Here is an 18,986-nt window from a genome sequence, read left to right as displayed (position 1 = left end):
CCTTATGGAACACAACAAGGACATTGCAGACATCCAGGCAGCCGAGGCTTCTTTCCAGAAAAAGAAAAAATTCATCATCTGCTACCACAGCTTTAGCGTTCTGAACTACAAGCGCGCCAGCGTGCAAATCCGCAAGATTGCGGAAGCCGCCGGCTCCCCCATCAGTATCGCCGTGATCCCCTCGTTCGGTGCCGCACCGGAATCCGAGGCGGAACAGTTCCGCGAAGAACTCGAAAAGTTTGTGCAGGACGGCTACGAAATCATGCTCCACGGCGCACGCCACCGCGCGGACCTTACCATCAAGCGCAACATCTTCGGCAAAATCGCCCTGTGGATTTCTAACAACGAGGCTGAATTCGCCGGCCTCAACGAGCGCTTCACGCAGGCTCTCCTCAAGAGGAGCCTCGCCCTCTGGAAGGCGCACGGGACCGGAGAGCCCTCCGGATTCATCCCCCCGATTTGGTTCGGAAACAAGCACCTGAAAAAGCAGGCGCTCGAAATCTTCGATTACTACGAAGACTACCACGGCATTTATCAGAAGGTCAACGGGAAAATCAAGAAGACGAATTCCGGCACGCACAGTTTTTCCATCATCCCGGCAGCGTTGCTCGGAATCGCGCAGACCTACGCTTGCCTCAGGATGCTCCTCCCGGGCGGAGTCCATCGTCTGGTATTCCACGACAAGGACTTCAGGACCATCGGAGAAAAGCGCATTTTGAACATGGTACGCTACACATCTACCATGCGCGAAAAAATCATGTACCGGGATCTGTAAGCCCCGAAACAACCGGATTGACACATGCTGCTGAACAAGTTTCTAGCCCGCACCGATTACGAATCTTACGAAGATCTCTACCAGAACTTCAAGATTTCTATCCCGGACAACTTCAACTTCGCTTACGACGTCGTTGACGAATACGCCAAGAACGAACCCAAGCGCGAAGCTCTGGTCTGGTGCGACGACAACGACGAAAGCCATATCTTCACCTTTAAGGACCTCTCGCTCGCTTCCCAGCGCACGGCGAACTTCCTCAAGGACCAGGGAATCAAGAAGGGCGACCGCGTGATGCTCATTTTGCGCCGCCGCTACGAATTCTGGTTCTTCTTGCTGGCACTCCACCGCATAGGCGCTATCGCCATCCCGGCAACGAACATGCTCGCCGCCGAAGACCTGGAATACCGATTCAAGGCCGCCGACGTGAAAATGGTCGTGACCTACGACGAGCCCGCCCTCCAGAAGGAAGTGGACAAGGCCAAGACGAAGAGCCCCTCCGTCGAAAAGCTCGTGACCGTCGGCCTGACCGCACGCCAGAATTGGATTAGCTTCTACGACGACTACGAAATCTACCCCGCCAAGTTCGAACGCCCCTCCGGCGAAGACGCCATCTCGAACGACGACATCATGGTCGTCTACTTCACGAGCGGCACGAGTTCGAACCCGAAGATGGTGGCCCACACATTCACCTACCCGCTCGGTCACATCGTCACCGCCAAGTACTGGCAGCACGTGGTGGACGGCGGCAGGCACCTCACCGTCGCCGAGACCGGATGGGCCAAGGCCCTGTGGGGAAAGATTTACGGGCAGTGGATTGCCGGTTCTGCCGTGTTCACCTACGACATGAAGGTGTTCATCCCGGGCAAGCTCCTGGAGAAGATGGCCGAATACAAGGTGACCACATTCTGCGCCCCGCCCACCGTGTACCGCTACATTCTGCAGCACGGAATCAGCAAGTACGACCTTTCGAACCTCAAGCACTGCACCACGGCAGGCGAAGCCCTGAACCTGGACATCTACAATAGGTTCTACGAACAGACGGGCCTGCGCATGCAGGAAGGTTACGGCCAGACAGAACTTACGCTCACTACGGGCAACTTCGGGTACACCGAGCCGCGACCGGGTTCCATGGGAAAGCCCTCCCCGGGATACAGCATGGAAATCGTGAACGCCGACGGAGAACCGTGCGGAGTCGACGAGGTCGGTGAACTCATCATCAAGATTGACCAAGGCAAGCCCTTCGGAATGTTCGGCGGATACTACCGCGACGAAGAACGCACCGAGAAGGTTTTCGAGGGCGGAGTCTACCATACGGGCGATACGGCCACTCGCGACAAGGACGGTTACTACTGGTTCGTAGGCCGCACCGACGACCTCATCAAGAGTTCGGGTTACCGCATCAGCCCCTTCGAAGTGGAAGAAGTGCTCCACAAGCACCCCGCCGTCCTTGAAGTGGCGGTTACGGGCGTCGAGGACAAGGACCGCGGGCAGGCCGTGAAGGCGACCATCGTGTTGCAGAAGGGCTACGAAGCGTCCAAGGAATTGGCGAAGGAAATCCAGCTGTTCACGAAGAAGGTCGCGGCCTCTTACAAGAGCCCGCGCATCATCGACTTCGTTTCGGAACTGCCCAAGACCATCAGCGGAAAGATTCGCCGCGCCACCATCCGCGACAAGGATGCCGAAGCGCAGAAAGCGGAGAATGCCGAGAATGCAGAAACTTCGACTGCCCCTGCCCAGAGTCATCCTGACGAAAGTCAAGATCGGCATTCTTAGCCAGAAGAGAACTGCTGACCCTGACCTGCGTCAGGGTGACATCCCGGTAACAAGTTCAGGGTGACGTTGGTAATTAAAGCGTCTTGAAAACTTTCCTGGCGGCATCGACGGTACGGTCGATGTCGCTTTCCGTATGTGCGGCACTCACGAAGATTGCCTCGAACTGGCTCGGTGCCAGATAGATGCCCTCGTCGAGCATCCCGAGTAAATACCTGCGGAACAGTTCCAGGTCGGACTTCTGCACATCGGCGAAGCATTCCACAGGGCCTTCGGTAAAGAAGATGCAGCCCATGGAGCCCACCTGGTTCGTAGAAATCGCGATACCCGCGGAGGCGGCCGCATCCTTGAGGCCATCGAGCAGGCGCGTGGTCATCGCTTCCGCATGCACGTAGTATTCGGGATGCGCGCCCAGTTCACGCATCGTCGTTAACCCCGCCGCCATAGCGACCGGGTTACCGGAAAGCGTCCCCGCCTGGTAAATACCGCCGAGCGGCGCAATCTGTTGCATAACGTCAAGACGACCGCCGTACGCACCGACGGGCATGCCGCCGCCGATAATCTTCCCGAAGGTCGTGAGGTCGGGCTTGATGCCGTACAGGCCCTGCGCGCAGTGGATACCCACGCGGAAGCCCGTCATGACCTCGTCCACGATCAGGAGCGCACCGTGCTTCTTGGTTTCCGCAGAAAGCGTTTGCAGGAATTCGGGTTTCGCGGGCACGACGCCCATATTCCCCGCCACCGGTTCCACGATGACACCGGCAATCTCGTCGCCAATCTTGTCGAAGAGCTCCTTCACGCCCGCCACGTCGTTGTACTGGAGCGTGAGCGTGTACTTCGCAAGGTCCGCCGGAACGCCCTTGCTGCTCGGCTTGCCCGTAGTGAGCATTCCCGAGCCCGCCTTGATGAGCAGGCTATCGCTATGGCCGTGATAGCAACCCTCGAATTTCACAATCTTGTCGCGACCGGTAAACCCGCGGGCCGCACGGATGGCGCTCATCGTCGCCTCGGTGCCGCTGTTCACCATGCGAATCATCTCCACGCTCGGCACAAGGCTCATCACGAGTTTTGCAAGTTCCGATTCAAGTCCGCACGGAGCGCCAAAGCTAAGGCCGTTCTTCGCCGTTTCGGCAACGGCGTTGATAACCGCATCGTGGGCATGACCCAGGAGCATCGGGCCCCAGCTGCCCACGTAATCGATATAATCGTTGCCATCCACATCATATATGTGGCAGCCCTTCGCGCGGGCTATAAACGGAGGAGTCGCACCGACATTGCCGTAGGCGCGCACCGGGCTATTCACGCCACCCGGCATCAAGTTCTTGGCTTCTGCAAAAAGTTTTTCGCTAACAGAATGATTCATGACTAAAAAATAAAAAAAAGGCCCTCCCCTAAGGAAAGACCTTTTGTTGTTTCAAGGAAAAAATTACTTCTTAGCAACTTTTGCATTAGAAACTTTTGCCGCATTTTTTTCAACTTTCGCTGCAAGAGTGGCAACCCTCTGAATGTTTTGGGTGAGTGCCTTGGCTTGTTTCTTGATATTGGCACTCATGGTCTTAAACTGCTTCCTTTGAACTGCGGTCATTTGGAAATTCGTAATAATTTCAGGAGCAGGAATACCACGAATAAACCAAGGGGGCAAAATTTCGCCGAAGTCTCTAATCCAGAGATATTCTTTTTTAGTAAAGATTGCTGACGCTGCTTTCTGACGTTCTACAGCAATCTTTGTTTCACTTTTTTTGGGGGTTGTTTTAGCCATTTTATCCTCTTTGTTTAGGGTTTATTTGGGGTTGATTAAAGCAAATACTCTAGAGAAGTCTCACGAAGAAGCTTTGAGGCATACTCGTCACAAATTGCACAAAGAATCCTTTCATGCGTACAAACTTCTGGGGAAATTTTATCAAGCGATCCTGTTGAATAGAACGCAGTACACCCGCATTCATGCGCAAGACAGCGGTATTGAATTGCGCAGCCATCACATTCCTTCCTATCGTTCTTTACAAAACGATTGATTTTCGGTGGAAATACGCCCTTATAAACATCGCTCTCTTCATCAAAAATGTTTCCAATAACATAGGGAGCGTTCTTCTGGGTAGAAATAAAGCGCGTACAGGGGAATACATTTCCATCAGCAGCCACAACGAGAGTACGAGAATTTATAAAGCATCCGAATTCCTTTTGACGCATTCCCATGACATTCATCAACACTTTGTCCTGAATCAAGCTTAAATGAATGCTAGATCCCTCTTTCTTAGAACGATACCAAAAACGTGCCAATTTTTCGTATTCCACAATCAAATCGTCAAAATTTTCACCAGTCCATTTGCCGTTAAAATCTTGGGCTACGCCCACATCCTTAAACCCCTGCTTAAAAAGCCACTTAATAGAATTAGCCAGACCTTTAATGTGTTGTTGAGTCACAACACTTATAACCTGAGCCCCCATTTCCACCAACGTCGGAATAAAAGGCTTGATAGCCCCAAAGCTTCCCTTGCCGTCTTTGGTCACTCTCGAAATATTATGCTTCTTTTCGGGACCATCCAAGGATAAAGACACCCCAAATCGTTCTTTTTTCAAGTATTTTATAATTTCATCCGTCAACAAGGTGCCATTCGTATTGACAGTAAAATGAAGCATGAACTTTTTTTTCAGTTTTCCCGCATTCTGCTTGACCAACTCTTTTGCAAATTTTACGGATTTCTTGATGAAATCCATTCGCAGAAGGGGTTCGCCACCAAAAAAAGTAATGTTGAGGAATGAATCTTGTTGTTCTATAGACCTTTTCACAGCAAGCCGAACAGTCGCTTCCATAACTTCATCGCTCATTACGGCACAGCGCTTCGCATGGGTTTCTCTATAATAGCAATAGCTGCAACGGAGGTTGCATTGTTCGGTAATACTCAATTCAACATTCATTATGCAAAAAATCGAATAACTTTAGATATTGTTGGAAACTTTATTTATAATACATTTAATTATTATAAAACATTTTATTTTATCTGTAAAAACAAATTAACAAGTAAGAGATAACAATACATTGCGTTGTATATGTATTCTTTTCAATACTTTTCCGTCCACTTTACAATCAAAATTTTACACAAGAATTCTTTCATGCAAAATAAATCCTTCCCGAAGGAAGGATCTTTATCAGGTTTTCAGAAGAGAAAGTATCTTCTACTTTCTTCTATTGATATCCCTATTGATTACAGCCTCCATCCTCACAGAAGCCTTCCTGAGCTGCTTCATCGACGTAACCATCTGCCTTCTGGCCTTGTTCATGACCGTACCCGGCTGCACCGGATCACCAGGCCAGCCTTTCTTCTTTTTCAGCAATTCATAAAAATCATCGATGATTATGATTATATGACGAACCTTTTCGGCTTCAGCAGCTGTAATCATCTTTGCCGGATCGGTAACGATTCTCTTAGCCACACGGCTCTTTTTCAACAGTGTTTTTTCATGTATTTTTGCCATTCTTTCCTCTTTGTTTAGGTTTACGGTTAATTAAAGAACACTTTCCGGACCATAAATCCGTTGCAGCCTTGCCGCATATTCATCGCAAATTGCGCACAAGATCCGTTCGTGGGTACAGACTTCCGGAGAAACCTTGTCCAACGTTCCTGTCGTATAAAAGGAGGTGCACCCGCATTCATGCGCAAGGCAACGTTGACGAATCGCGCACCCGTCACATTCTTTCCTGTCTTTTTCCATGAAACGGCGAACATCTCTCGGCAAAACGCCCTTGTAGATTCCGCTACGCATATCGAACACGTTTCCCGTAATATACGGAGCGCCGTTCTGGCTGGAGATAAACCGAGTACAAGGGAAGGTATTCCCATTAGCAGCAACAGCAAGCGAATCTGGGTTCATATAACACGTATAAAGCTTTTGGCGTATACCCATAAAACACATCGTGACCTTGTCCTGAATGGTGCCCAAATAAATATCCGAGCCCTTCCTTTTGGCATTGTACCAGAATCTCGCCAGCTTTTCGTATTCAACTACAAGCGCATCGAAATCTTCGCTGCTCCAGGAGCCGTCGAAATCCACGCATGTCGAAACACGCTTGAAGCCCTGCCCGAACATCCACTTTACGGAATTCGCCAATCCGCGAACGTGCAAGCGCGTAACGACCATCAACACGACAGCGTTCAAATCCGCCATAGCAGGGATGAAGGGCTTTATCGCCTTGAAACTCCCCTTCCCGTCCACAGTTTTCCGTGATATATTGTGTTTCTTTTCCGGGCCATCAACAGAAAGATAGATGGTGAACTTCTCCCTTTTCAGGAACCTCACGATTTCATCGGTAAAGAGGGTTCCATTCGTGTTGACGGCAAAGGTTAGTGCAAAATCTCGCGGCAGTTCCGCCCTACGGCTCTTAATCAGGTCCTTTGCAAATTTTACCGTCTTCTTGATGAAATCCACCCGCAAAAGCGGTTCGCCACCAAAAAAAGTGATATTAAAAGTCGTCTGTTTCTGTTCAACGCACCTTTGTACCGCCAACGAAACGGTCGCCTCCATGACATCATCGCTCATTACGGCATTGCGTTTCGCATGCGATTCTTTGTAATAGCAATAACTACAGCGGAGGTTGCATTGTTCGGTTATACTTAGTTGGATGTTCATTATATTGCGAAAATCGTATAAATTCAAACCATTATCAATAAACTTTGTCTATAATAGTTTTAATTCTTACAAAAAGACTTCACTTATACGTAAAAACAAATTAACAAACACACAATATAAAAACACTGTATTGCGTTTCGCAATACAGTGTTTTGCTTTTGTATTGTATTATTATAAAACAAACATGCTGATTTATTTCAGCAGGCCTTTCTCCAGAACTTCTTTCGCGTGGTAGGTGATGATGATATCGGCTCCGGCACGTTTCATCGCCAGCAGATTTTCGCGAATAATGGCGTTTTCGTCAATCCAGCCCATTTTTGCGGCGGCCTTCACCATGGAATATTCCCCACTGACATTATAGACAGCCACAGGAACACTGCTGATTTCCGCGGTCTGACGCAAGATGTCGAGGAAAGCAAGCCCAGGCTTCACCATCACGATATCGGCACCTTCTTCGATGTCGAGTTCCACCTCGCGCTGAGCCTCGCGTGCGTTTCGAACGTCCATCTGGTAGGTTTTGCGGTTTCCGAAATGCGGTGCGGAATCGGCCGCATCGCGGAACGGCCCGTAATAGGCGCTTGCATACTTCGCGCTGTACGCCATGATGGGCGTATTCGAGAACCCGTTCGCATCCAGCTTGGTACGGATCGCAGCCACGCGGCCATCCATCATGTCGGAAGGCGCCACCATGTCGGCACCCGCGCGCGCATGCGAAAGTGCGGCCAGCGCGAGGAGTTCGAGCGTCGGGTCGTTATCCACGTCGCCATCCTTCACGATGCCGCAATGTCCGTGGCTCATGTATTCACAGAGGCAGACATCGGTAATCACGCAAAGCGCAGGGAATTTCGCCTTTATGGAACGAACCGCACGCTGCACGATGCCATCGTCGTCGTAAGCGGATGTCGCCATATCGTCCTTGGAATCGGGTATACCGAACAGGAGGATGGACTTGATTCCCAAAGTGACGCAAGATTCGAGTTCCTTAAGGATTTCGTCTATGCTGAAACGGTACTGCCCGGGCATCGACGGAATTTCTTCCTTGATGCCCTCCCCCTCGACCACGAACATCGGGTACACGAGGGAATCGGGATTCACTGCTGTTTCGGCAACCATGTCGCGGATGGTTTCATTCTTGCGCAGGCGACGGGGACGGATAATCATAATCAGTACAAATTAGTTTCCGTTGATGCAACGGACGGAATAGGCGTTGTTCTTCGAATTGTTCGGCACGAGCTGGCGCACCATCTGGTCGCTCATGCGGCCCATGGACCAGAGCCAGATGGTTTCGTTGCGGCCATTCTGCGCGCTCCAGAAACCGGCGTACTCGCCCATGTCCTCGTAACGAACGGTGGATTTTCCGATAACCTTGCGATAGCCCGAAGAATAGACGGAGAATCCGTATTCATCGGTACCGCCTCCGCCATGCCAACCAGTCGTGGCCTTCATTTTCTCGGCAAACTTGCCGCACTTGTCCACGCCCTCGTAGCACTTGGTAAGCCCGACAAGCATGTCCATCCATTCGCGGTCACGCGGAAGGTGCCAACCCTCGGGGCAAGCCTGGCGGGCGCCTTCGAGGTCATAGAGCTTTCCGCTACGAGTGCAGTAATTTTCCTTGTCTTCATAGCACCAGGAATGACCCGGCACATTGTAGTTCACGTTCTGGGCAAACCATTCGCGGCCCTCCACCTTGATGGTACGGTACACCTGGCCGTCGCGCGGGTCGGTAAACGAACTCGACATGCTGCGGATTTCGGCATGATGCTGCTGCTCGGCACGGCGGAGTTCCGCCACCTGCTGGCGCTTGTACTTTTCGTACCCTTCGAGATTCGCGGCCCAGTACTCCTGCGCCTTCGGGTTGGTGAACTTGATGCGCAGGTCGGAAAGCGCATAGACATCGTCACCGCAGGCAAGGTCGACACCCGCGATGTTCACGATTTTTTCTTCCTTCCCGAATGTCATGGGCTTGTTGAAGTACGAAACCCAAGCTTCCTTCGTGGTATTGCACTGACTATAGAAGTGTTCCTTCTCAATCTTTTCGGCGGGCACCACCATGTTTCCCGATGCGGAGAACGAGAACAAGCCATCGTCCACCTTGAACGATACGGGCTGTATTTCTTTATAGTTGGTGTACTTGCCCATGCGGATGTTACCGACAACCTTGACCGACGTGTAATCGCCTTCACCCTCGGCCTTGTAAATAGCATCCCACGTCTTGGGCGGGGCGGCAAAAGCGGCCACTCCCACAAGAGCGACAAACGCAAAAACCTTCTTCTTGGAACAGATCATTCTCAGCCTTCCTTTGTTGATATCACGAACAATGTTAGCATTTTTTCATTACACGACAAAGCCCGTCCATCACAATTATCTACATTTTAAGCATGGCAACAACACGTTACATACTGCAAATTCACTGCCCCGACCAGAAAGGGCTTATCGCCGGTACGACCCAGGTGCTCGCGAAGGCTGGCGCAAATATCGTCGACCTCCAGCAGCATACGGCCAAGGACATCGAGACATTTTTCCTCCGCGCTGTTTTTGAACTTGAAGCAAGTGACATCGGCGAGGTCAACAAGCACCTCGAGACGCTTGCACCGCACCTTCAGTTGAACTGGAAACTTTTTGACACCTCCAAGACTGAACGCGTGGCTATTTTCGTATCGAAGACGGACCACTGCCTGTACGACCTGCTGCTGAAGCGCCGTGACGGAGACCTCCCCTGCGAATTCAGCTGCATCGTGGGCAACCACCCCGACCTGGGCCCCGTGGGCGGCACCTTCGGCGTGCCGTTCTACTACGTGCCGAGCAACCCCGACAAGAGCATTCCCGAGAACCGTTTCCGCGAAATCATCGCCGAAACCCGCACCGACACGGTCGTCCTCGCCCGCTACATGCAGATTCTGAGCGAATCCTTCACCGAGGAATTCAAGTACCGCATCATCAATATCCACCACGGGTTCCTCCCCGCGTTCAAGGGCGCAAAGCCCTACCACCAGGCATGGCACAAGGGTGTGAAGATTATCGGCGCAACTGCGCATTTCGCCACCGAGGACCTGGACCAGGGGCCCATCATCTGCCAGGATATCCAGCGCGTGCCCGAAACGGCGAGCATCGACGAACTCGTAGAACTCGGCAAGGACATCGAGAAGAGGACGCTTTCGCAGGCGCTCAAGCTGTGGCTTGAACACCGCGTATTCGTTTACGCCGGTAGAACATTTATCTTGTAGGAGTAACCATGAACGACGAATTCCAGAACGGCAACGACTTTATCCCCACTCCGGATAACACACCCATCGAGCAACCCATGACCGCAGCAGATGCCGCAGCCGAAGAGGCCCAGAACGCCGCAAACGCTGCAGCAGAAGAAGCGGCTAGGGTTCAAATGGATTATGCGACGCAGGAAAGCGAGGAGCCGCAAATCATCATCCAGAAGGAACGCGGGTTTGCCCACTATGTCGGGTTCGCGCTCCTGTGCGTGCTGTGCATCATCTTCTACTTCCTGCCGGGTATCGCCCTCACGTTCGCCATCAGCCTGATTCCGGGTATTTCCCTCGGCGCTGTTGCCGCATGGACTTTCAGCGCACTGCTGAGCGTCATCGCCTGGGTCATCTTCAAAATCAAGATCAAGGGCTTCAAGAAGTCGTTCTTCTTCTACATCGGACTGTGTGTCGCAGTCTTCGCCATCCTCCTTGCCATCGAAGTGCTGACCGAGAACTACAACCTGTTCTCGAACATCTTCGCCATGCTGTTCGGAGCATCGTAACGAGCCCGAAAGCATCCAGGCAACAACCCACAACCTCAAGTTTTTAATCAATATGAACGCAAAAGAATCTTTCGTGCATTTTCTTGTCGAGGCAGGCGCCCTCAAGTTCGGCAACTTCGTGACCAAGAGCGGTCGCGAAACCCCGTACTTCATCAATACCGGAGAGTTCCGCACGGGCGCCACGCTTTCCAAGCTCGCCGAATATTACGCGAGCGCCTTCATGGAACATTTCGACGGCAAGGCCCAGAACCTCTACGGTCCGGCCTACAAGGGCATTCCGCTCTGCGCCGCCACCGCGATGAAGCTTTCCGACGTGTACGCCCAGAACCTTACGTTCACCTACAACCGCAAGGAAGTGAAGGACCACGGCGAAGGCGGCTCGCTTGTCGGCTACAAGTATTCCGAAAAGACTAACGTCGTGATTATCGAGGACGTGATTACCGCGGGTACCAGCGTGAACGAAACGATGCAGGCGCTTTCCCAGATCGAAAACGCGAATGTCATCGGGTTGCTCATCTCGGTCGACCGCAAGGAAAAGCTCGAGAACGGCAAGTCCGCGCTCCAGACCGTGCAGGACGAATACGGCATCGAGGCCCACTCCATCATTAATATCAACGACATCATCGCGTTCCTCGAGAGCGAAGAAAACCGCAAGGCAATCAACGCGCCCGAAGGCATCCTCGAGAAGGTGTACGCCTACCGCGAAAAATGGGGCGCCCAGTAACCTAGGCCAAAAAGGGGACACATTGTTCAGGAAGATTGGCATCGTCTGCGCGATTGCCTGCATTCTTACCGGATGCGGGCCTTCGTACCATTGGACGAAAAGCCATCCGCTCTACAAGCAGGTCCCCTACAGTTCGTTGTCCATTACCGGCACGGAAAACGCATTCGTTTTGACCCGATCGAAATGGTTCGCGAAGAAGCTCGGCTTCGACTCGCTGAATGTACAGAACGAAGCGACTAAGTTCTGCGAACAGGTATTCCTGGACGAGATGAAACGCGCCTATCCCGGACTCCGAAAGATTCCCGACGCCGCCATTCTGCGCTTTCCGGAAGAAAGCCAGAAAATAGACGACCGCGTGTTCATCAAGGGGCACTTCCCCGAGCAGGGCGTGAGCGTCACGGACGGAGGAAACGTTCCCCCGCACATACTCATCCTGCACGAATTCATCCTCGGCACCGACATCAACCGCGAGGTGTTCTACGACTACGAACTCATCCGCCAGGAAAGTTCCGCGAAAAAGACGTCGAACAACCTGAGCATCGTGCTTTCGTACACGCTCTGGGACAATGTCAACCAGCGACCGCTGTTCAGCGCCGTAGACGAAATCCAGCATCCGATTACGAAAATCACGATGGATGACTTGAAGGCCGCAGTGACCGAGGCGGCAAAGAAAATCCGCATTCACCTCTACGAAGGAGTCCGCTGATGAATCGAGCCTCCTTCGCGATACTCCTGATTATTTCGCTTGCGGTGAGCGTCCTTGCTGGCGACATCTATTTCAACAAGCATCCTGTTTTGTGGGAAAACCCAGACATCCTCATCTGGACACCGGACGGCGAGAATCCGATTGACCCGAAAGAGCTCTGCCTTTCGCTCAAGAGGACGAATTCGGGAATAGGAACCCCAAGGTGCCGCGTTTTCGGTGAATGGGAACGCGATACGACCGCCATGCACTATGCGAAATGGCTGCAGAGGAACATCGACCCGGAACTGGACGAAGAACACCTGCACATCCGCCACCCCGCGCTCATGGCGAAAGTGCAGCAGCTCGAAGACAACATCGTGCTCTACCTCGCCGACAACGGGAACACGGTAAACGTAGCGATATTCGACGAGACCTCCACCAATCCGAAAGTCACGGGACGCGTTACCAAGACGAACGACAAGATCGCCCTCGGTGACGAAATCGCATCGACATTCTTCTCGGGAAAAACAAAGCGCAGGCTTTCGAAGGAAGAACGCAAGAAGCAGCTCGACGAGCCCGACGAGTTCTACCAGGAAGTCCCGAATTTCCGTGCTTGGGCTGGAGTTTCAATCGGATACTCGCAAGCGCACATTCCGCTCACGCCCGACGACTGGACCGAGAGCCACACCAAAAGCAAGGTGAGGAACTACAGGATTACGAAGGACTCTGTGAGCCTCTGGAACTTCATCGAAGACGAAGACCCGCTTCTCTCCGTCCACCTGGGCGGAATCTGGTACGGGTTCATCGGACTCGAACTCATCTACCGCTTTGCCAAGCACCGCGTAAAGACGGACGAAACCGACACCGTGTACGAGGAACTCGACCACTGGAACTTCTACCAGCATGAAGTCGGACTCAACGCTATGTTCGCAAGGTCGTACACCATCACGAAATGGCTCGACATCGACCTGTTCGCATTCCTCGGATTCCAATACAGTTTCTACGTCGAAGACATCGCGCTGAAGGATGAAGTCGAAAAGCCATCGAAAGCCTACAATGTGCGCATCCGTTTCGAAAGCGCCTACAAGGGCGGGCTTATCGGCGGAGGCGCGCAGTTCGTATTCCTCAAGCACTACGGCATAGCCTTGCGCACGGGCATATCGAGCCGCGGGCGCGACATGTACGTAGACCCGACCCCCGATGCGGCCGCAGCCCCATCAATTATCGGCGGTTCCACCATCGACTGGTTCGCCAGTGTCGGCCTGGAATACCACTGGACCCTCTAGCATCGCACGGCCGTCAAGGCCGTTTTTTTTTCTAAATGGCACTCCTTTGGAGTGCATTGGGCATCTACGATGCCATGCGGCTGCATTTCGGCCATAGATAATGTAAACATTACCTGCGGCACTCAATTTGCACGCATTTAGCTAGGCTCGGCCATGCTAAAACAATAAATTGTTTTATCGCGGCTCTCACCATTTTTCTAAATTTGCACGCACTATGAGTGAAAATAATATTGAAGAGAAGAAAGAAGAAGTAAATCCGTTTCTCACACCGGTCCATATTATAGAACCGGAACACAAGCTTCCTGACTACACATTCGACATGCTCCCCGAAGAACAGAAGAAGGTTCTCGCGGAACACGGCTGGACCCAGCTGATGCCGGTCCAGAGGAAAACCATCCCCTACATGCTTGCCGCCCGCGATATGCTGGTGCAGTCCAAGACGGGCTCGGGCAAGACAGGCGCATACGTTCTCCCGCTCCTGCAGGTCATCGTGCGCGACCACATCTACCCGCAGGCGCTCATTCTGGTCCCCACCCGCGAGCTCTGCATTCAGGTGCAAGACGAAATTGAAAAGCTTTCGAAGGGCACTGGCATCCGCTCGGTCGCCATCTTCGGTGGCGTGAGTTACGAACCGCAGCTCAAGGCGCTCAAGAACGGCGTCCACATCATCGTCGCTACCCCGGGTCGCCTCATGGACCACGTACAGCGTGGCAACGTCGACTTCCTCGACATCCGCGACCTCGTGCTCGACGAAGCAGACGAAATGCTCTCGATGGGCTTCTATCCCGACATGCAGAAAATCCGCAAGTACCTGCCGAAAATGATTTCGTGCACGATGTTCAGCGCGACCATTCCGCAGACGGTGAAGAGCCTCGCCCGCGAATTCCAGCGCCCGAGCGCAGAATTCCTCTCGCTGAGCTACGACAAGGTCATCGCGAACAACCTGGAACACCGCTGGTACCCCTGCGACGTGATGGACAAGGATTCCATGACCATCAAGGTACTCGAGTACTACAATCCCGACAGCTGCATGATTTTCTGCAACAAGAAAAGCGACGTGAGCTACCTCGAGCAGGTGCTTTCGGGTTACGGCTTCAAGGTCGGCGCCCTCTCCGGAGACGTGGCGCAGTCCATGCGCGAGAAGACGCTCAACGCCTTCCGCGAAAAGAAGCTCCGCATCCTCATCTGCACCGACGTCGCAGCCCGCGGTATCGACGTGGACCACGTGACCCACGTGATCGTCTACGACCACCCGGCCGACCACGAAGTCTATGTGCACCGCAGCGGACGTACCGCACGTGCGGGCAGGAGCGGCCTCTGCATTTCGCTCATCACGCCGGTCGAAGAAATCGAAATCCGCCAGACAGCCGCGGACTTCGGCATCAACTTCATCAAGATGGATCCGCTCACGAACGAAGAAATTGCGAAGAAGGTTAGCGAACGCACCCGCGTGAGCCTCGAACAGGAAAGGAACCACTTCGGCGGGCAGAAGGCCACCGAACGCATCAGCCGCATGCTCCCGCTCGTGAAGGAACTCGCGAACGGCCCGGTCGAAGACCAGATGCTGCTCGCATACCTCATCGACCGCTACGCTTGGAAGAAGGCATAAAATGGCAAAGATCAAAGTAAAATCCGCTAAGGAAATCGAACTTATACGCGACGCCGGCGCACTTGCCGCCGAAACTCTCATCCGTGCAGGCGAAATGTGCAAGCCCGGTGTCTCGACACTCGAAATTGACGAATTCATCGGCGACTACACCCGCAACCACAAGGGTATCTCCGCCTGCATGGGCTACCACGGCTACCCGCGGTACGCCTGCATCAGCATCAACGAAGTCGTGTGCCACGGCATCCCCAATGCTAAGACGGTCCTCAAGGACGGCGATATCGTGAACATCGACATCACGACCATCCTGTCGGGCTACCACGGCGACACATCCGCCATGTTCTGCGTAGGCAAGGTTTCTGACATAGCGCAGGAGCTCGTCGACACAGCCAAGTTCTGCATGGAAGAAGGCATTCGCGCCGCCGGTGAACGCGGTGCACGTTGGAGCGACATCGGCTGCGCCATCCAGGATATCGCCGACGAACACGGTTTCAGCGTCGTGGAAGACTACTGCGGCCACGGCATCGGGCGCGGGTTCCACGAGGAGCCTACGGTTCTCCACTTCCGCAACAGCGAGCGCTGCCCGTTCATCGAAGTCGGCAACGTCTTTACGGTCGAACCCATGATCAACGTGGGCCGTCCGGGCACCAAGACGCTCAGCGACGGATGGACCGCCGTGACCCGCGACGGTAGCCTCTCCGCTCAGTGGGAACACACCGTCGTGAAGACCAAGGAAGGCATCGAAATCCTGACTCTTCCGAGGTAACGAAGGCTCATGTCGCTTCTAGGCAACATCCGGGACAGGGTCGTAGAATCCGTCATTCGCAAGAACGAGACCGTCCAGCGTTTCGGTTCCATTCAGGACGTATTCATCGACTCCGAATCCCGGATCGCGAACGTGAAGATTCTCCTCCGCGGGGAATCGCAGGATACCCTGTTCAGGGCCTACTACAGTTTCGAGGACGGCGACAAGGGGACCGAGCTCGTTTTCGACAAACTCACCTGCGACAGAACCTGGATAAACGAAGCGCTCAAGATGTTCATGGACGGGCGTCGGCTCAACTTCCCCATCGCCGATTACAGCGGAGAAGCCTTCGCAGGCATCACCGGCAAGTTCGCCAAGATTTTGTTCTAATTCTTGCGCATGTAGTCAAAATACGTATTCCAAACCGGATTATCGGAATGGGGATTATTCCACGTAGGCTACCGAATACTTTCGGAATATATAAAACATACTCCAATAGGACTGTTTTTTTGCTAATCCGATTTATTATATTCTAAAAGGTAGCCCTACGGCCACCGAAACAAGGAGTCGCGTATGTCCGATTGCAAGAACGAAAACATGGAAAAACTGAAGGATAAGGCCGTAAACATCATTTTCGACCTCATCACGGATATTCCGGACTCGCTCCACAACCCGACGAACACCCCCGAAGACAGGGTGAAGTTGCTTGTCCAGCAGGCATCGCTCAAGTCGGCCGCGGTCAGCGCCACGCTGTCCATCCCGGCGGGTTTCACGGGCATCCTCACCGCCATTCCCGACATTGCAGCCATCTGGCGCATCCAGGCGCAGCTCGTCGCCGACATCGCCGCCACTTACGGCAAGCTCGCGCTGCTTAGTCGTGAAGCCATGGTCTGGTGCCTGTTCCGGCACAGCGCGGCATCGCTCCTGAGGGACCTCGCCGTCCGCACCGGGAGCCGAATCGCCGTCCAGAAGCTGTCGACGACCGCCCTCCGGAAGATTGTCGAGAAAATCGGCATCAAGATTTCGTCCACCTTCGTGAGCAAGACGCTCCTGCGGGCCATCCCCGCCATCGGGGCCATCGGGAACGGGGCCTACGCCTACTACGACACGACCGAAGTCGGCAAGACCGCGATTACCTACTTCAAGGCGCTCGTAGACCAGGACTCCACCCCCGAAGCCAGCGAAGCCGAAAATGTCGATGCCGGCAGCAATACCACATCCACAAACGACTAAGTGAACTTCCTAATTCCCCTGTCAAAACAAGTTCTTCGCCAGCGCGTTCCCACGTTTCTGGTGCTTTTGTTATTGGCATTATTCGCCTTCTCGTTTTACATGGAGCAGATTCCCGTAAACGACGGGGCCGGTTTCGACGGTGTATTCTACCGCGAGGTATTCCGGAACTTCTCTACAGAGTTCTTCACCGTCGGCTACGACAGCTTCCGCATTCAGCGCATCTTCCCGTTCTGCCTCATGAACCTGGTATATAAGCTGGCTGGCGTCCCGCTCACCAACGCCCACATGATGGCCGGGATGATAATCCTCCATTTCTTGAACCTCGCCATCCAGATTCTATTTTTCTTCAAGTTGGCCAAGTTGCAAGAATGGAATCCAGTCACGAAGGCCATCCTCTTTTCGCTGTTCTTTTTCAACTTTTCTGTTCTCAAGGACTACAGTTTCGAGGCTTTCCAGACAGATGCCTTCGCCGTCACCATCGCCTTAGTATCGTATTACGCCCTACTAACCGGGAAAAACGCCACGGCCTTCGCCATCTCCCTCCTCGGCCTTGTAACCTGGCCCACCGTCACCTACGTGATGGTTCCGCTAATCCTCTTCCAGCACAAAGGCAATGTGGCAAGTGCGCCCGGACCTTTCAGGGCAAGATTTTTCGGGCTGCTCCCCTTCGCATACGTCATACCCGCCCTCGCACTCGTCGCTTTTTCGTTCATTCTGCACAAAGAGGCAAGTCTAAACGGGCTCCTGCTCACCAGTCCCAGGCTCAGTCTTATTATTTTCAGCCTAGTCGCCATCGTCGGCTGCGGCTGGTCCGTCGCCACCCTACAAAAATTGCCGCCATTCCCCTACGCCCCAACCGACTTTTTTAAATCATTCCGCCTGCGGCCGGCCATCGGCATCGCCCTCTGCATCGTAGCCATTTCCGCGGTACTGCGAACGCTCGCGAACGAGGAATTCTTCTTCGATGGGAAGCTCTTCCTGTTCCAGGTCATCGCAAGACCCCTCAAGTACCCCCTCATCACGCTCGCCGGCCATATCGTCTACTGGGGGCTCCTGCCCGTACTTATCCTCATTTTCGCCAGGGATTTCGTCAAGGAATTCATGGGAAGATCGCCAGGACACGCCCTGGTGCTGCTCTTTTTCATATTTCTTGCGCTGGACAGCGAGGGAAGGCATATAGCCCCCTTCCTGCCGCTCCTGCTTGTCCCGCTCGGTTTTTCCCTCGACAAGGCCAACCTCGCCCCCAAGGCGGCAATCTTTACCGTAATCTCGCAGCTCATCCTTTCGCATTTCTACATGCCCGTCAACGTGGAGGGCTTCGCCGAGAATCTCGAACAAGGGGAGTTTTTCACTCCGGTAGCCCAACGATTCTTTATGAATTACGGCCCCTGGATGACCAGCACCAGCTATTTTTACTGGATTGCCATAGCCTTTGTCGCCATAATTGTCACAAACGTGGTTTTCAGACGGGCAAAACGCCCCCAAAGCGGCCTATAGCCCCTTGAATACCCCCTGAAATTTTCTACATTTGGGCGCAAACTTCAAAAAACATCAACTCCATTAGTGGAACAAAATATGAAAAACATTGAAAAGCACAGAAATATTGGTATTTCTGCTCACATCGACTCCGGTAAGACTACCCTTACCGAACGTATCCTCTACTTCACAAAGCGTATCCACGCTATCCACGAAGTTCGTGGTAAAGACGGCGTCGGTGCCACGATGGACTCCATGGAACTTGAACGCGAACGCGGCATTACGATTCAGTCCGCCGCT

At 53.2% G+C, this 18,986-nt stretch carries 20 protein-coding genes; 13 read left to right on the top strand and 7 right to left on the bottom strand.

All coding sequences use genetic code 11. The features are described 5' to 3' along the window. Nucleotides 1–4 precede the first annotated feature (4 nt). Nucleotides 5–775 (top strand): polysaccharide deacetylase family protein, encoded by a 771-nt coding sequence (locus tag IK012_RS09450; protein WP_290953619.1) that lies wholly within the window; start codon nt 5–7, stop codon nt 773–775. A 24-nt stretch (nt 776–799) separates the two neighbouring features. Beyond that, entirely contained in the window at nt 800–2,548 is a 1,749-nt protein-coding gene (locus IK012_RS09445; RefSeq protein ID WP_290953617.1) for an AMP-binding protein, read from the top strand. Between the two features lie 73 nt (nt 2,549–2,621). Here the strand turns inward: IK012_RS09445 and hemL are convergent, their stop codons facing one another. From hemL to IK012_RS09410, 7 genes are all read right to left on the bottom strand, one after another. Then, nucleotides 2,622–3,908: a glutamate-1-semialdehyde 2,1-aminomutase gene (gene hemL / locus IK012_RS09440; protein ID WP_290953615.1), complete on the bottom strand. Its 1,287-nt coding sequence runs from the start codon at nt 3,906–3,908 to the stop codon at nt 2,622–2,624. A 63-nt stretch (nt 3,909–3,971) separates the two neighbouring features. Then, on the bottom strand, nt 3,972–4,304 hold the full coding sequence (locus IK012_RS09435) for a hypothetical protein (RefSeq protein ID WP_290953613.1): 333 nt from the start codon (nt 4,302–4,304) through the stop codon (nt 3,972–3,974). Nucleotides 4,305–4,339: 35 nt separating this feature from the next. After that, entirely contained in the window at nt 4,340–5,461 is a 1,122-nt protein-coding gene (locus IK012_RS09430; protein WP_290953609.1) for a radical SAM protein, read from the bottom strand. Nucleotides 5,462–5,719: 258 nt separating this feature from the next. After that, nucleotides 5,720–6,019 (bottom strand): hypothetical protein, encoded by a 300-nt coding sequence (locus IK012_RS09425; protein ID WP_290953607.1) that lies wholly within the window; start codon nt 6,017–6,019, stop codon nt 5,720–5,722. 30 nt (nt 6,020–6,049) lie between these two features. Further along, complete coding sequence (locus IK012_RS09420) at nt 6,050–7,171, bottom strand: radical SAM protein (RefSeq protein ID WP_290953604.1); 1,122 nt, start codon at nt 7,169–7,171, stop codon at nt 6,050–6,052. 192 nt (nt 7,172–7,363) lie between these two features. Beyond that, nucleotides 7,364–8,332, bottom strand: coding sequence for a porphobilinogen synthase (hemB, locus tag IK012_RS09415; RefSeq protein ID WP_290953603.1), 969 nt, complete (start codon nt 8,330–8,332; stop codon nt 7,364–7,366). Nucleotides 8,333–8,344: 12 nt separating this feature from the next. Beyond that, nucleotides 8,345–9,457, bottom strand: coding sequence for a fibrobacter succinogenes major paralogous domain-containing protein (locus IK012_RS09410; protein WP_290953600.1), 1,113 nt, complete (start codon nt 9,455–9,457; stop codon nt 8,345–8,347). A gap of 92 nt (nt 9,458–9,549) precedes the next feature. Here IK012_RS09410 and purU point away from each other — a divergent pair, with 92 nt between their 5' ends. The 11 genes from purU to IK012_RS09355 all read left to right on the top strand — a co-directional run. Next, the gene (gene purU, locus IK012_RS09405; protein WP_173378365.1) at nt 9,550–10,395 is read left to right on the top strand and encodes a formyltetrahydrofolate deformylase; all 846 of its coding nucleotides are present in this window, start codon (nt 9,550–9,552) and stop codon (nt 10,393–10,395) included. An 8-nt stretch (nt 10,396–10,403) separates the two neighbouring features. After that, complete coding sequence (locus tag IK012_RS09400; protein WP_290953597.1) at nt 10,404–10,931, top strand: hypothetical protein; 528 nt, start codon at nt 10,404–10,406, stop codon at nt 10,929–10,931. 52 nt (nt 10,932–10,983) lie between these two features. After that, complete coding sequence (pyrE, locus tag IK012_RS09395) at nt 10,984–11,655, top strand: orotate phosphoribosyltransferase (protein ID WP_173378367.1); 672 nt, start codon at nt 10,984–10,986, stop codon at nt 11,653–11,655. Nucleotides 11,656–11,677: 22 nt separating this feature from the next. After that, nucleotides 11,678–12,361 carry a hypothetical protein gene (locus IK012_RS09390; RefSeq protein WP_290953593.1) on the top strand — a complete coding sequence of 228 codons (684 nt, stop codon included), beginning with the start codon at nt 11,678–11,680 and terminating at the stop codon, nt 12,359–12,361. Next, nucleotides 12,361–13,626 (top strand): hypothetical protein, encoded by a 1,266-nt coding sequence (locus IK012_RS09385; RefSeq protein WP_290953590.1) that lies wholly within the window; start codon nt 12,361–12,363, stop codon nt 13,624–13,626. Before IK012_RS09390 ends, IK012_RS09385 begins: the two co-directional genes overlap by 1 nt. Before the next feature lie 214 nt (nt 13,627–13,840). Next, nucleotides 13,841–15,235: a DEAD/DEAH box helicase gene (locus IK012_RS09380; protein WP_290953588.1), complete on the top strand. Its 1,395-nt coding sequence runs from the start codon at nt 13,841–13,843 to the stop codon at nt 15,233–15,235. A 1-nt stretch (nt 15,236) separates the two neighbouring features. After that, on the top strand, nt 15,237–15,998 hold the full coding sequence (map, locus tag IK012_RS09375) for a type I methionyl aminopeptidase (RefSeq protein ID WP_173378371.1): 762 nt from the start codon (nt 15,237–15,239) through the stop codon (nt 15,996–15,998). 9 nt (nt 15,999–16,007) lie between these two features. Continuing rightward, on the top strand, nt 16,008–16,367 hold the full coding sequence (locus tag IK012_RS09370) for a hypothetical protein (RefSeq protein ID WP_290953584.1): 360 nt from the start codon (nt 16,008–16,010) through the stop codon (nt 16,365–16,367). Nucleotides 16,368–16,550: 183 nt separating this feature from the next. After that, nucleotides 16,551–17,210: an EcsC family protein gene (locus tag IK012_RS09365; protein ID WP_290953581.1), complete on the top strand. Its 660-nt coding sequence runs from the start codon at nt 16,551–16,553 to the stop codon at nt 17,208–17,210. Nucleotides 17,211–17,282: 72 nt separating this feature from the next. Beyond that, nucleotides 17,283–18,707, top strand: a complete 1,425-nt coding sequence (locus tag IK012_RS09360; protein ID WP_290953579.1) for a hypothetical protein — start codon at nt 17,283–17,285, stop codon at nt 18,705–18,707. Nucleotides 18,708–18,785: 78 nt separating this feature from the next. Beyond that, nucleotides 18,786–18,986: GTP-binding protein (locus tag IK012_RS09355; RefSeq protein WP_290953577.1), on the top strand; the 201-nt coding region annotated here is incomplete at its 3' end.

The sequence above is a fragment of the Fibrobacter sp. genome (assembly GCF_017551775.1).
GTDB lineage: Bacteria > Fibrobacterota > Fibrobacteria > Fibrobacterales > Fibrobacteraceae > Fibrobacter.
This window is presented reverse-complemented; position numbering and strand designations above follow the sequence as displayed.